Origin of the sequence: Streptomyces sp. NPDC102270, assembly GCF_044766405.1 — a bacterium.
In the GTDB taxonomy this organism is placed as follows: domain Bacteria; phylum Actinomycetota; class Actinomycetes; order Streptomycetales; family Streptomycetaceae; genus Streptomyces.
Window position 1 is genome coordinate 499425 of sequence record NZ_JBIWLX010000004.1, and the last position, 13883, is coordinate 513307.

General features: G+C 70.7%; 13 protein-coding genes. 8 read left to right on the top strand and 5 right to left on the bottom strand.

Going from position 1 to position 13883, the window contains the following annotated elements; genetic code table 11:
* The first annotated feature begins 63 nt into the window (after window positions 1-63).
* On the top strand, window positions 64-1299 hold the full coding sequence (locus ACIRP7_RS10160) for an ROK family protein (protein WP_403655898.1): 1236 nt from the start codon (window positions 64-66) through the stop codon (window positions 1297-1299).
* Window positions 1300-1462: 163 nt separating this feature from the next.
* Here the strand turns inward: ACIRP7_RS10160 and ACIRP7_RS10165 are convergent, their stop codons facing one another.
* From ACIRP7_RS10165 to ACIRP7_RS10175, 3 genes are all read right to left on the bottom strand, one after another.
* Window positions 1463-1756 carry a putative quinol monooxygenase gene (locus tag ACIRP7_RS10165; protein WP_403655900.1) on the bottom strand — a complete coding sequence of 98 codons (294 nt, stop codon included), beginning with the start codon at window positions 1754-1756 and terminating at the stop codon, window positions 1463-1465.
* 15 nt (window positions 1757-1771) lie between these two features.
* A complete protein-coding gene (locus ACIRP7_RS10170) occupies window positions 1772-3412 on the bottom strand; it encodes a glycoside hydrolase family 32 protein (protein ID WP_403655902.1) in 1641 nt (546 codons plus the stop codon).
* Between the two features lie 236 nt (window positions 3413-3648).
* Complete coding sequence (locus ACIRP7_RS10175) at window positions 3649-3771, bottom strand: hypothetical protein (RefSeq protein WP_403655904.1); 123 nt, start codon at window positions 3769-3771, stop codon at window positions 3649-3651.
* Between the two features lie 355 nt (window positions 3772-4126).
* Between ACIRP7_RS10175 and ACIRP7_RS10180 the strand changes: the two genes are divergently transcribed.
* The 4 genes from ACIRP7_RS10180 (at window position 4127) to ACIRP7_RS10195 (ending at window position 8227) form a co-directional block, all read left to right on the top strand.
* The gene (locus tag ACIRP7_RS10180) at window positions 4127-5143 is read left to right on the top strand and encodes a sugar ABC transporter substrate-binding protein (RefSeq protein WP_403655906.1); all 1017 of its coding nucleotides are present in this window, start codon (window positions 4127-4129) and stop codon (window positions 5141-5143) included.
* 128 nt (window positions 5144-5271) lie between these two features.
* Window positions 5272-6285: an ABC transporter permease gene (locus ACIRP7_RS10185; RefSeq protein ID WP_062042051.1), complete on the top strand. Its 1014-nt coding sequence runs from the start codon at window positions 5272-5274 to the stop codon at window positions 6283-6285.
* A complete protein-coding gene (locus ACIRP7_RS10190; protein WP_403655908.1) occupies window positions 6282-7118 on the top strand; it encodes an ATP-binding cassette domain-containing protein in 837 nt (278 codons plus the stop codon). The genes ACIRP7_RS10185 and ACIRP7_RS10190 overlap by 4 nt, the downstream gene beginning before the upstream one ends.
* Window positions 7119-7195: 77 nt before the next feature.
* Complete coding sequence (locus ACIRP7_RS10195) at window positions 7196-8227, top strand: LacI family DNA-binding transcriptional regulator (protein WP_403655910.1); 1032 nt, start codon at window positions 7196-7198, stop codon at window positions 8225-8227.
* A 4-nt stretch (window positions 8228-8231) separates the two neighbouring features.
* Here ACIRP7_RS10195 and ACIRP7_RS10200 read toward each other — a convergent pair whose 3' ends face one another.
* Both ACIRP7_RS10200 and ACIRP7_RS10205 read right to left on the bottom strand, forming a co-directional pair.
* Entirely contained in the window at window positions 8232-9278 is a 1047-nt protein-coding gene (locus ACIRP7_RS10200) for a CU044_5270 family protein (protein WP_403655912.1), read from the bottom strand.
* A complete protein-coding gene (locus ACIRP7_RS10205) occupies window positions 9275-9922 on the bottom strand; it encodes an RNA polymerase sigma factor (protein ID WP_403655914.1) in 648 nt (215 codons plus the stop codon). The genes ACIRP7_RS10200 and ACIRP7_RS10205 overlap by 4 nt, the downstream gene beginning before the upstream one ends.
* A gap of 155 nt (window positions 9923-10077) precedes the next feature.
* Here ACIRP7_RS10205 and ACIRP7_RS10210 point away from each other — a divergent pair, with 155 nt between their 5' ends.
* From ACIRP7_RS10210 to ACIRP7_RS10220, 3 genes are read left to right on the top strand one after another with little or no spacing between them, the layout of a single operon-like run.
* The gene (locus tag ACIRP7_RS10210) at window positions 10078-11421 is read left to right on the top strand and encodes an MFS transporter (protein WP_403655916.1); all 1344 of its coding nucleotides are present in this window, start codon (window positions 10078-10080) and stop codon (window positions 11419-11421) included.
* Entirely contained in the window at window positions 11418-12788 is a 1371-nt protein-coding gene (locus ACIRP7_RS10215; protein WP_403655918.1) for an alpha/beta hydrolase family protein, read from the top strand. The genes ACIRP7_RS10210 and ACIRP7_RS10215 overlap by 4 nt, the downstream gene beginning before the upstream one ends.
* A 52-nt stretch (window positions 12789-12840) precedes the next feature.
* Window positions 12841-13683 carry a PaaX family transcriptional regulator C-terminal domain-containing protein gene (locus ACIRP7_RS10220; RefSeq protein WP_403655920.1) on the top strand — a complete coding sequence of 281 codons (843 nt, stop codon included), beginning with the start codon at window positions 12841-12843 and terminating at the stop codon, window positions 13681-13683.
* Window positions 13684-13883: the final 200 nt, after the last annotated feature.

The window sequence follows — 13883 nt, forward strand, 5'->3', positions numbered from 1 at the left end:
AGTCGCGTCAAGAGTCGGCGCAGCGGTATCTTGCAGGTCGAGGCGGCGTCGGAAGGGATCCACATGGCGGGGCGGAACGGGCGGACGGTGCGTGACCTGCGACGGGGCAATCGGACCGCCGTACTGCAACGGTTGTATTTCGACGGGCCCATGAGCCGCTTCGAGCTGGCCCCGGCCACCGGTCTGAGCGGCGGCTCCATCAGCAACGTGGTCGCGGAACTGGTCGAGGACGGTCTGGTCGAGGAGGCCGGCACCGTCGAGTCCGACGGCGGCCGCCCCCGCACCCTGCTGCGCGTCGCCCCCACCGGCGGCCACATGATCGGCGTCGACGTCGGCGAGACCCGCGTCCGCGTCGAGCTCTTCGACCTCGCCCTCACCGAACTCGCCCGCACTGAACGGCCCCTGGCGCATCACGGCTACGACGTCGAGGTGATCGTCGGCCACATCCGCGACGGCATCGCGGAGGTCCTCGCCGACACGGACATCGCCCCCGAACACCTGCTGGGCGTGGGCATCGGCGTTCCCGGCATCGTGGCCCGCACTCCGGAGCAGGGCGCGGTCGTTCACGGCCAGACGATCGGCTGGGACGCCGTCCCGCTGGAGTCCCTGCTGCGTACAACCTGTGAACTCCCGGACTCCGTCCCGTACTTCATCGACAACGGCGCCCGCACGCTGGGCCAGGCGGAGCTGTGGTTCGGGGCCGGCCGGGGCTCCCGCAACGCGGTCGTCGTCCTCTTCGGCTCCGGCATCGGAGCCTGTCTCGTCACCGAGGGGGTGGAGTACGGCCGCCCCCTGGAGTGGGGCCATGTGACCGTGCGGGTCAGGGGGCGCCGCTGCCGCTGCGGCGCGCTGGGCTGTCTGGAGGCGTACGCGGGAGCGGGGGCGCTCGTCGACCGCTGGCGCGAGGCGGGCGGCCACCCGCCCGAGGACGTCGACGAGGAGACCGCGCTGGCCGCGCTGCTCGCCGCCGAGGACCCGGCGGCCCTCGCCGTCCTGGAGGAGACGGCCGAGTACGTCGGCGCCGGCCTGTCCGACCTGGTCAACCTCTTCCAGCCCGAACGCATCCTCATCGGCGGCTGGGCGGGCCTCCAGCTCGGCCCCCGCCTCCTGCCCGCCGTACGCCGGTACGCCGACGCCTACGCCCTGCGCCACCCCGCCGACCGCGTCTCCATCGACCTCGGCAGACTCGGCCCGGACGCGGTCACGGTCGGCGCGGCAAGCCTGCCCCTGGCCGACCTCTTCGCCCGGGGCGGGCGGCCCGCAGCACGCGGGCGTGACCGCGAGAGCGCGACCGGCTGACCGGAGCCGGATCACGAGGACCCCGCCGGACCGACCCGGAGCATCGACAAGACTGAAGCACGTCGGGGCGAGGCCGACCGGCCCCGGGGCGCGAGCGGCCAGGACACGGCCGTCGGCGTCACCGGCGGATCAACACCCCGTCCCCGACACTCCGCCGGCCCCGTCAGGCCACCGGGTCGAGGAACGTCAGCACGGAGGCGGTCTCCTCGATCAGCGGGGTGAGCGCGGCGTTGAAGGGGCCGCCGTACGGGGCGTTCAGGTGCGCCTGGAAGGCGTCCTCGTCCCGGTACACCTCGAAGATCCAGAAGGCGCGGGGGTGCGAGGCCTTGGTGTAGACGTCGAAGGCGAGATTGCCTTCCTCCGCACGCACCTTGTCGGCGTACTCCACGATCATGCGGGCGACCTCGTCCTGCGCTCCCTCACGGGCGGTGAACTCGGCGAGCAGGGTCTTCTTCACGGTTTCGTGTCCTTGTCAGTCGCGGTAGGAGCCGAGGTGCCGCACGCGTGCGCGGTCCAGCCTCACCGAGCCGTTCTCGGCGAAGACCTGCACCCCCTGGCTGTCGGGGTCGGGGAAGATCTGGTCGGTGATCACGGCCTCGCCGCTGCCGCCGAACACCTCGACGGAGGACCAGTCGACGAGGATCCGCAGCTCGACCTTGCCGTTCTCGGCCTTGAGCGGTGCCCGCTGGACGCCGGGGAAGGCGCTGCTGAAGTCCGAGGCACCGGAGCGGGTCCGGTCGACGTACAACTCCTCGGTCGTGGTGTCGTAGCCGATGACGGTCTCCTCTCCCCCGGCGCCGGTGCGCACCTTGAGGCCGAAGCGTTCGGCGTCCCGGAGGGAGAAAGTGGCCTCGATGTCGAGTGCCTTGCCCCGCGCGTTCGGACCGGTCAGCGGCTGTGAGGCGCTGGTGACGGTGACACCGGAGTCGGCGAGGACCGTTCCCTGCGGTGTGGTTTCCCGTTCCGGCACGGTCCCGTCCTGGTGCGGGTGGTCGCCGCCGCCAACCTTGAAGTTCAGATAGCGGCTCGCGACCGTGAAGGGCTGCGAGGTGAGGGTGCCGGTCGCGGAGTCACCGCCGTGGAAGCTGTCGGCGAAGCCCTTGCCGTCGTATCCGGTGACCGCTCCCTGTCCGTCCAGCGCGCCGGTCGCCGGTGTCTCGCCGAACGCCGTCCCGGTGGTCGTCCACGGGTCGAATCCGGTGCCCTCGAAGTCCTGGACGACCGTGCCGGCGGGCGGGGTGTAGCCGCCCTTGTCGTCGGCGGTGAACTTCTTGCCGTCGAAGTCGCCCACGAAGTACTGGGCGCCCGAACCGCCCGCGATACCACCGGGGTTGATGTTGACGACGAGGACCCACTTGATCTTCTTCGGGTCCCCGTCGACCGCGAGGGGGAACAGGTCGGGGCATTCCCACACCCCGCCGGTCGCGCCCGCCGGACCGAACTCGCTGAGCTGCTCCCAGTCCTTGAGGTTGCTGGACGAGTAGAACCGCACCTTGTGCTCGGCGGACAGCGACACCGTCATCAGCCAGCTCCTGGTCGGCGCGTACCACTGCACCTTCGGGTCGCGAAAGTCCTTCGAGCCGATGTCGATGACCGGATTGCCCCGGTACTTGGTCCAGGTACGGCCGCGGTCGGTGCTGTAGGCGAGCGACTGGGCCTGGGCGCCCGTGCTCTTGTCGTGGCTGGTGTAGATCGCCACCATGGGCGGGTTCTCCCTGGTGCCGAACCCGGTCGTGTTGTTCCGGTCGACGACCGCGCTGCCGGAGAACACCATCTCCTTGTCGTCGTGCGACAGGGCGAGCGGCAGCTCCTTCCAGTGCACGAGGTCCTTGCTGACCGCGTGCCCCCAGGACATGTCTCCCCAGGAGTTGCCGCTCGGGTTGTACTGGTAGAAGAGGTGGTATTCGCCCTGGTAGTACACGAGGCCGTTGGGGTCGTTCATCCAGTTCTTCTGCGGTGTGTAGTGGAACTGGGGCCGGTAGGTCTCGGTGTACGACCGGGTGCCGGCCGCGGCGGCCTGCGGGGCGAGCGGGGTCGCGGACAGGGCGCAGACGGTCGCCGCCGCCGCGATCATCCGTGTGCGGGCATGCCGGGATACACGTCCAGAAGTCATGGGTCTCCTGTGGTGGTGACGCCCTGGGACCGGCGCTGTCCTCCGCGGCGCCGGCAAGAAATGTCAGCGTTGACCTATGTCATCGTTGACACCGAGGCCTGATGATGAATGCAATCCGCACGGCTCGTCAACGGTGGCGGCGCGATCGTTTCCCGCGGAGCTCGCTGTCCGTCACGCGCCGCCGACGGTCGCGAACTGTGATCACGACGCAGTGCTCCGACGGCATGCCGGACGTCTTACGCCTGCTCGGGCGCCGTGTACGGCAGCAGGAGTCCGCAGCGGCCGGGCAGGGCGTCGAGGGCGAGCCGATGGTCGCGTGGGACGCGGGCCGCCGCCAGGAACTTCCTCCACCGCCGCACCGCCGGACTCCCGGACCGGGGTCAGGGGCCCGGCGTGCACCAGGCCCGGCGGTGTCCTGCGCGTGGAAGGAGAACGCGGCCCGGCCGTGGGCGTCCAGCGCCGCCAGGGCAGGCATGCCGGGCCCCGCCGCCGTGTTCGTAGGTCCGCCGTTTCCTCTGGAACGTGCGCCGAAACGGGCACGGACCGGGCCCCTCCGCCACCGTTGCGGACTTGTGACAGGCGCGGGGCATTGACGTTGCCGGGAGACGGGGTCATCATCCTCGGCAGTGTCAACGATGACATAAGTCAACGATGACACCTAGGGACGGCATGCTCCGATGCCGCCGCTCGCCCGCAATCCCGCTGGAGTCGTTCATGTCTCGCACCCCTCGACTGCCTTCCTCCCTGCTCAGAGTCGCCGCGTGCACGTCGGTCGCGGCCCTCGCCCTGACGGCCTGCGGTTCCGGCTCCGGATCGGGCTCCACGAGCTCCGGATCGGGCACGGTGAAGGTCGGGCTGATCACCAAGACCGACACCAACCCGTTCTTCGTGAAGATGAAGGAGGGCGCGGAGAAGGCCGCCAAGCAGGACGGCGTCCAGCTCATGACCGCGGCGGGCAAGTTCGACGGGGACAACGCCGGTCAGGTCACCGCCATCGAGAACATGGTCGCCGCCGGTGTGAAGGGCATCCTGATCACCCCGAGCGACTCCAAGGCGATCGTGCCCGCGATAGCGAAGGCCAAGGCCAAGGGCGTGCTGGTCATCGCCCTGGACACGCCGACCGAGCCGGAGAGCGCGGTCGACGCCCTCTTCGCCACCGACAACCTCAAGGCCGGCGAGCTGATCGGCGAGTACGCCAAGGCCGCGATGAAGGGCAAGACGGCGAAGATCGCCGCCCTCGACCTCGCGCCCGGCGTCTCCGTCGGCGTCCAGCGGCACAACGGGTTCCTCAAGGGCTTCGGCGCCACCGAGAAGGACGTGGCGTGCGCCCAGGACACGGGCGGCGACCAGGCCAAGGGCCAGACGGCGATGGAGAACTGCCTCCAGAAGGAACCCGGCATCAACCTCGTCTACACCATCAACGAGCCGGCCGCCCTGGGCGCGTACACCGCGCTGAAGGCCAAGGGCCGGGAGAAGGACGTCCTGATCGTCTCCGTCGACGGCGGCTGCACCGGCACCCAGGCCGTCAAGGACGGCAAGATCGCGGCCACGTCGCAGCAGTACCCGCTGAAGATGGCCGCCGAGGGCGTCAAGGCCGTCGTGTCGTACGCCAAGGGCGGCAAGAAGGCGTCCGGTTACACCGACACCGGCGTCACCCTGATCACCGACAAGGCCCAGACGGGCGTCGCGTCCAAGGACACCGCCTTCGGCCTGGAGAACTGCTGGGGCTGAGTCCGGCCCCAGCGGACGTACGACTTCGCCTCTCCCCCAAGCGGGGCGGCCGGCCCCGCACCTCCCCGACCCGGGGACGGCCGCCCCCGTGTCCCACCAGGACTTCTGTCTTCCGACAAGGACTTCGCATGACCGCCACGTCCACGCCTCCGAGCACCTCATCGCCGTACGCCGAGCTCAAAGCGCCGACCACGGCCCGCAGGCTGCTCACGGCACCGACCACCGGCCCGCTCGTCGCCCTCCTTCTCGCCTGTGTCTTCTTCGCCGTCTCCTCCGACCAGTTCCTCACCGGCGGGAACTTCTCGCTGATCGTGCAGCAGGTCATGGTCGTCGGCACCCTCGCCATCGGCCAGACCCTGATCATCCTCACCGCGGGCATCGACCTGTCGTGCGGCGCGGTGATGGCGTTCGGCAGCATCGTGATCGCCAAGATGGCCGCCGAGGGCTCACTGCCCCCACTGGTCGCCATCGCGCTGGGCCTGGTCGTCTGCGGCGGCTTCGGTCTGGTGAACGGGCTGCTGGTGCAGAAGATCCCGCTGCCGCCGTTCATCGTCACGCTCGGCATGCTCAACGTGGCGTTCGCGCTGACCCACATCTACTCCGAGGAGCAGACGGTCACCAACCTGCCCGGCCCGCTGACGGCCCTGGGGCAGACCTTCCCGATGGGCCACACAGACATCACCTACGGCTCCCTCGTCACGATCGCCCTGTTCCTGCTGCTCGCCTACGCGTTGAGCAGCACGGGCTGGGGCCGGCACGTCTACGCCCTGGGCAACAGCCCGGAAGCCGCGCGTCTGAACGGCATCCGCACCTCCCGCCTGACCATCGGCGTCTACACCGTCGCCGGTCTCCTCTACGGCGTCGCCGCCCTGCTCCTCATCTCCCGCACCGGAGTCGGCGACCCGCAGGCCGGACAGACGGACAACCTCGACAGCATCACGGCCGTGGTCCTCGGCGGCACCAGCCTCTTCGGCGGCCGCGGTTCGGTCCTCGGCACCTTCATCGGCGTCCTGATCGTCGGGGTCTTCCGCAACGGGCTCCAGCTGATGGGCGTCGCCTCGATCTACCAGACCCTGATCACCGGAGTCCTGGTCATCCTCGCGGTGACCGTCGACCAGATGTCCCGGAAGAAGGCCCGATGACCGCCCTCGACTCCCCCACCCCGATCCTTCAGGCCCGCGGTCTCGTCAAGCGCTACGGCCAGGTCACCGCCATCGACGGCGCCGACTTCGACCTGCTGCCCGGCGAGGTGCTCGCCGTGATCGGCGACAACGGCGCCGGAAAGACCAGCCTCATCAAGGCACTTACCGGTGCGGTGACGCCCGACGCGGGCGAGATCCGTCTGGGCGGCGAGCCCATCCAGTTCTCCGGGCCGCAGAGCGCCCGCGCCCACGGCATCGAGACGGTCTATCAGGACCTGGCCGTGGCCGCCTCGATGGACATCGCCTCGAACGTGTTCCTCGGCCGCGAGTTGCGCCGGCCCGGTGTCCTCGGCAGTGTCTTCCGCATGCTCGACAAGAAGCGCATGCGCCAGGAGGCCGCCGAGCACATGGCCGACCTGAAGATCGGACTGCGCTCGCTGACCCAGTCGGTCGAGACCCTCTCCGGGGGCCAGCGGCAGGCCGTGGCGGTCGCCCGTTCCGTCGCCTGGGCCCGCAGTGTCGTCGTCATGGACGAACCCACCGCCGCGCTCGGCGTCAAGGAGTCCGGACAGGTCCTCGACCTCATCCGGCGGGTCCGGGACAAGGGCATGCCGGTCGTCCTGATCAGCCACAACATGCCGCACGTCTTCGAGATCGCCGACCGGATCCATGTGCACCGGCTGGGCCGGCGGGCCGCCCTGATCAAGCCCTCCGACTACTCCATGGCGGAGGTCGTCGCCATCATGACGGGCGCGCTCACCGTCGATGACGCCGGAGGTACTGTCGTAGCGGATTCCGAGGCCGCGAAGGCCGCGGGCGTCCAGGCCACCTGACCACAGCACTCGATACTCGACGGCATCCGGCCGAGGCCGCGGCCGGAACCCGACGAGCACAGGAGACGGTTTCCTCCATGGCAGCGAACCGCCGCCCGACCCTGGCCGACGTCGCCCGCGAAGTGGGCGTCAGCGCCAAGACGGTCTCCCGCGTTCTCAACGAGGACGGGCCCGCGTCGGCCGAGACCAGGGAACAAGTGCTGGCCGCCGTGGCCAAACTCGGCTTCCAGCCGAACCTCATGGCGCGCAACATCCGTGTCGGCGGGCCCGACACCACCATCGGTCTGGTCGTCCCCGACCTCGGCAACCCGTTCTTCGGAGCGGTGGCCCGCAGCATCGAGGACACGGTCCGCGACCGCGGACTGACCCTGCTCATGGGCTCCTCGGCGGACGACCCGGACCGGGAACGCGCCCTGACGGACAAGTTCCTCTCCCGCCGCGTCAGCATCCTGCTGGTCGTGCCGTCCGTGGGCGCCGACCACTCCCACCTCAAGACGCACCGGGCCACGGGGCTGCCCGTCGTGTTCATCGACCGTCCCGGAGCGGGCCTGGCCGCCGACAGCGTCGTCAGCTCCAACCGCACCGGCGCCCACGACGGTGTCGCCCACCTGATCGCCCACGGCCACCGACGGATCGGCTTCGTCGGTGACCTGCCGGTCAAGCTCTACACCCGCCGTGAGCGCTTCGCCGGGTACCGCGAGGCCCTCGATCGGGCCGGTCTGCCCTACGACCGTTCCCTGGTCACCAACGCCCATGACCAGCAGGGGGCTTCGGCCGCGACCTCTCGGCTCCTCGGCCTGGCCGATCCCCCCACGGCCCTGTTCGCCGGCAACAACATCGTCGCCCTGGGGATAGTGGCCGAACTCGCCCGCAGCAGACGCAAGGACGTCGCCGTCGTCTCCTTCGACGACGTCCCGCTCGCCGAGGCGCTCGAACCGGCCCTGACCGTCGTCGCCCAGGTCCCCGAGGAGATCGGCAGAACGGCGGCGACGACGGCGCTGTCCCGCCTCGACGGCGACCGCACCCGGGCCCGGACCATCACCGTGCCGACCCGGCTGATCGTGCGCGGCTCGGGCGAGCGGCCCGCCCCGGAGCTGCAGCGGGCCTGACCCGTCAGCCCGCCTGCCCCGGCACCTCCTTCATCTCGTTGACGACCGCCCGCTCGGTGATCGCGACGGTGAAGGTCACGGTGCCCTTCTTGAAGGTGTCGCTCGGTTCCACCTGCACACTGCGCTCACCGAGGAACGCGTACGTCTTCTTGTCGAAGATCCACTCCGTGCGCTGCCCGCTCTGCTCGTCGAGCCGCGCGATCGCGACCCCGTGGCGCCCCACCGCGTCGACGGCGTCGTCCACGGCGACGACGCCGGGGATCTCGGCGGCGGCCTTGTAGAGCGCGGCGGTGAGGCGGGCGGGCGGGTAGCTCTCGGTCAGCAGGTCGCCGATGGCGACGAAGGCGGCCTGGTCGCGGGGGACTTCGGGGTCCCGGTTGGCGTCCGACTCCTGGTAGATCTTCCGCAGGAGGGCCCCCGGTTCGGTGGGCAGCTGGGCGAGCCGGTGGTAGGCCGAGGTGAGCGGGTTCGGTCCGGCCAGGGTGATGCCGTCCTCGCTCGTGTTGCCCGGCTCGATCAGCCAGCCGTCCCTGCCGTCGGGGGACTCCCAGACCTGGCGGGAGTGCAGCTTCTCGCTGACCACCGTGGTCTTGTCGTCGACCGTCTTCTCGTAGGTGCTGGCGACCTTGGACGCGATGTAGACGAACTGGTCGTCGCGCACGGCGGGTTCGGAGGTGTCGGCGGCGGCCAGGGAGATGTGGTCGAGCAGGCGGTCGGCGCCCCGGGCGTCGGCGGTGCCGATCCGGGTCGTCAGGGCGGGCCCGGTGGCCAGGGAGGTGTTCGCGTCACCGTCGCCGGTCAGGGCGAGGCCGCCCACGACCGCGCCGGCCAGGGCACAGGCCATCGCGGGCAGCAGGACCGCCCGGCGCAGGAACGGGTTGCGGCGTACGGGGGCGATCTCGGTGGTACGGAGGTCTTCGCGGATCTGGGCCATCATCTGCTCCTTGTGGAACTGGTGGCGGCCCGCCGGCAGATCCCGCTCCACGGAGGGCAGAAGACCCTGGGTCTCCGTCCACTCGGCCGGGTGCGGCTGGGAGGGGCTGGCGTTCATCGGTTTCCTTCCTGTGCGGACCGGATCACGTAGTCGCGATCACCTGTTATCTGCCGGTTTGTTCGGGTGAGTTCCCTGTTTTTTCGTGCTGGTTGGGCCAGTTCGGCCTCGGCGAGCTTCCGCAGCCTGCCGCGGGCCCGGGACAGCCGGGAGCGGACGGTGCCGACGGGGATACCGAGGGCGCGGGCGGCGTCGGCGTACTCCAGCCCCTCCCACAGGCACAGCACCAGGACCTCGCGTTCGGGGCGTCTCAGGGAGCCGAGCGCGGTCAGGGTGGCGGCGATCCGGCGCCGGTCGTCGACCCGCCCGGCGGTCTCCTCGGCATGGTCGGCGACCTCGGCCACCCCCGCCGCGGCCGCCGCACCGGCCGCGGCCCGGTAGCGCCGGTTGCTGCGGTAGTGGGACCGGGAGACGTTGGTGGCGATGCCGAGCAACCAGGGCCGCAGCGAGCCCCCGTCGGCCTCGATCGACGTCCGGCGCCGCCAGGCCTCCATGAACGTCGCCGACATGACGTCCTCGGCCACGGACCAGTCGGCGGTCAGCCGGAAGGCGTGGTTGTACACCGAGCGCGCGCACTCGTCGTAGAGCTCCGCGAAGGCGTCCGGATCCCCGGCCCGTATCCGGGTTCGCATATCTGTGGTCACGCACTCAACTGCCTGGGCGGATCAGCGGGTTCCAGTGATGCACGTCACGCCGCCCCCCCCCCATCACTTCTCTGTCAATGTTGTGCACTTTATTGACGACGGTCACCAGACAGCCTAATTTCGCGGTGTCCTTCCCCCGCTCAAGGGAGACCGCGATGTCCCCGTCCCCCACCGCATCAGAACGCACCCGCCAACTCCGCCGAGTCGCCCTCTCCGGACTGCTCGGCACCGCCGTCGAGTTCTACGACTTCCTCGTCTACGGCACCGTCGCCGCCCTCGCCTTCGGCGAACTGTTCTTTCCCGGCGCCGACCCCGCCGTGGGCACGATCGCCGCGTTCGGCACCTTCGCCGCCGGATACGTGGCCCGCCCGATCGGCGGCGTCGTCTTCGGCCATTTCGGCGACCGCCTCGGCCGCAAGAACATGCTGCTGCTCACCATGGGCCTGATGGGCGGCGCCAGCTTCCTCATCGGCCTGCTGCCCACGTACGACACCATCGGCGTCTGGGCCCCGGTCCTGCTGATCACCCTGCGCGTGGTCCAGGGCATCGCCATCGGCGGTGAGTGGGGCGGCGCGACGCTGATGGTCGTGGAGCACGCGGGCGAGCGCCGCCGTGGCCTGTGGTCGAGCTTCACCCAGATGGGAGCCCCGCTCGGCTCCCTGATCTCCGCCGCCGTGGTCGCCCTGGTCTCCACCCTCCCCAAGGACCAGTTCGCGGCCTGGGGCTGGCGCGTGCCGTTCCTGCTGAGCCTGCTGCTGCTCGGCGTCGGCCTGTTCGTCCGTCTCAAGGTGGTCGAGAGCCCGCTGTTCGCCGAGGTGAAGAAGGACCGCGCGGAGTCGAGGCTCCCCGTCCTCGACGTCCTGCGCCACCCGAAGCCCGTGCTGCTGGCCTGCGGTGTCGGCATCGGCGCCTTCACCGCCCAGTCCCTGCTGACCAGTTACCTGATCGCGTACGCCACCGGCATCGGCTACCCCCGCCCGCAGGTGCTCACCGCGCTCACCGTCTCCGCCGCGGTCGCCCTGGTCGTGCTGCCCTGCGGCTCCGCGCTCTCCGACCGGTTCGGCCGCCGCCCGGTCGTCCTCACCGGCGCGATCCTGTCCGCCGCCACCGCGTTCCCCGTCCTCGCGCTGGTCGACTCCAAGTCGTCGGGGGCCCTGATCCTGGCCGTCGTCATCGGCCACGGCATCTCCCAGTCGCTGATGTACGGCCCCCTCGGCGCCCTGTTCAGCGAGATGTTCGGCACCAAGGTCCGCTACACCGGCGCCTCCCTCGGCTACCAGGGCGCCACCCTGGTCGGCGCCGGCTTCTCCCCGGTGATCGCCGGCAGCCTGGTCGCGAGCAGCGGCAACGGCACCCCCGTCGCCATCCTGCTGTGCGGCGGCTCGCTGATCACGGCCCTGACGGTGTGGTTCGTCCGCGAGACCAGCCGTACCTCACTCGGCGACGAACCCGCCCCCGAACTCCCCACCACCCCCCACACGGAGGAGATCACCGCATGAGGCACGGCACCCGCATCGCCTGCGCGACGGCGCTTCTGCTCACCCTGACCGCCGCACCCGCGGCGACGGCCACCACCGACACCACCACCCACGTGGACGGCCAACTCCCCTCCGGCGCCACGTACATGATGGACGTCCCCACCAACTGGAACGGCACCGTCCTCTTGTTCAGCCACGGCTACAACGCGGGCCCCGCCAACCCCGCCCAGGACGCTCCGGACGCCGCCACCAAGCCCCTTCTCCTCCAGCAGGGTTACGCCCTCATCGGCTCCTCGTACGCGTCCACCGGCTGGGCGGTCACCGCCGCGGTCCCCGACCAGATGGCCACCCTGAAGGCCTTCACCACCCGCTTCGGGCAGGCCTCCCGCACCCTCGCCTGGGGACGGTCGTACGGCGGCCTGGTCACCACGGCGATAGCCGAGCGCCACCCGGACGCGATCGACGGCTCGCTCTCCATGTGCGGCCTGGTCCACGGCGGAGTCGCCAACTGGAACAACACCCTCGACCCGGTGTTCGCCCTCAAGACGCTCCTGGGCTCCGACGTCCCCCTGGTGAACCTCCCGAGCCAGCAGGCGGCCACCGACGCGGCCAACACCCTCACCGCCAAGGTCGACTCCGCCCAGTCCACGGCCGAGGGCCGGGCCCGTATCGCCCTCGCCGCGGCCCTCCACAACATCCCGGTCTGGAACGCGCCCACCCAGACCCGCCCCGCCGCGACCGACTGGGACGCCCAACAGGCCAACCAGTACGACGCCGTCAAGGGCCTGATCAAGATCGCCGCCTTCAACCGGCGCCAGGAGGCCGAGGCCCGGGCGGGCGGCAACATGTCCTGGAACACCGGCATCGACTACGCCCGTCTGCTCGGGAAGTCCTCCGTCCGCAAGGAGGTCACCGAGCTGTACAAGAAGGCGGGCCTCTCCCTGACCAAGGACCTTGCCACCCTCAACCGGGCCCCGCGCATCAAGGCGGACCAGAACGCCGTGTCGTGGATGAGCAGCACCAGCAGCTTCACCGGCAAGCTGGCCAAGCCCCAGCTCTCCCTCCACACCATCGGCGACCCCCTGGTCCCCGTCCAGACGGAGAGCGCCCTGCGCCGCGCGGTGACGGCCGCGGGCTCCGCCCCCCTCCTGCGCCAGGCCTACGTCGACAACGCCGGCCACTGCACCTTCAGCCCCGCCGAACAACTGGCCGCCCTCCACACCCTGGAGGACCGCCTGACCACCGGCCACTGGCAGGGCACCGACCCGGCGTCCCTCAACGCCCGCGCCACCGCGGCCGACCCCACCACCCCCGCCCGCTACGTCCGGTACCACCCCACCCCCTACCTGCGCCCCTACGACCTTGCCCACCCCGCCGACCGCCGGTGACCTCGTACGACCGCCTGCCGCACGGTCGGCGGGCGGCCGTACCCTTGCCCCCGTGGAGGACGACGACATCCTGGACACCGCGGAAGGGCCGCAGCCGCGCCCGCAGTCCCTCATGCTCACCTTCTTCGGCAACCACGTCCTGGAGGAGGGGAACCTGGGCGTCTACTCGGGCAGCATCATCGACGTCCTGGGCCGCGTGGGCGTCGGCGAACAGGCCGTACGCTCCACCCTCACCCGCATGGTCAACCGGGGCCTGCTCCAGCGGCAGCGCGAGGGCCGCAAGATGTTCTTCGGCCTGACCCCGCAGGCCACCCGCGTCCTGATCGACGGCCGCACCCGCATCTGGAAGCAGGGCGCCGTCAACGACGACTGGGACGGCTCCTGGACCCTGCTCGCCTTCTCCCTGCCCGACTCCTGGAAACGCCAGCGCCACGACCTGCGCTCACGCCTCACCTGGTCCGGCTTCGGCGCCCTGTACAGCGGGCTGTGGATCGCCCCCGGCCACGTGGACGTCTCCGCGGTGGTCACCGACCTCGGTCTCACGGCCCACGTCAAGATCTTCCACGCCCAGGCAGCCGAGGTCACCGACATCGAGCAGATGATCCGCGACACCTGGGACCTGGAGTCCATCGCCGCCCGCTATGTCGCCTTCGACAAGCGCTGGAGCGCCCACCTGGTCAACGGCACCGACGACGACCCGATCGGCACCCGCCTGCGCCTGGTCAGCGACTGGCTCCGCACCATCCGCACGGACCCGAGACTCCCGGCCCGCCACCTCCCCCCGGCCTGGCCGGCCCGCCCGGCCCAGGAAACCTTCCACCGCGTAGCGCAACAGACTCACCCGGCCTTGAAGGCAGCCCGAGCAACGCTGGAAACGACACCACTGCGTGCCTAGGGCACGTTTGAGGTTGTCGAGAGCGGCTGCCGGCCAGTGGGGGCCGGTCGCGCAGTTGCCCGCGCGCCACGACGGGCCGTTGGCCGCGTACGGCGGGAAGGGGACGGGGTGGGGGGTGTCCGCCCGCAGCGGCCGGCGTCCGTCACCGGGCACCACCCAAGACACGGCATCCGCCGGACCGAGGACGGACACCCCCCCCC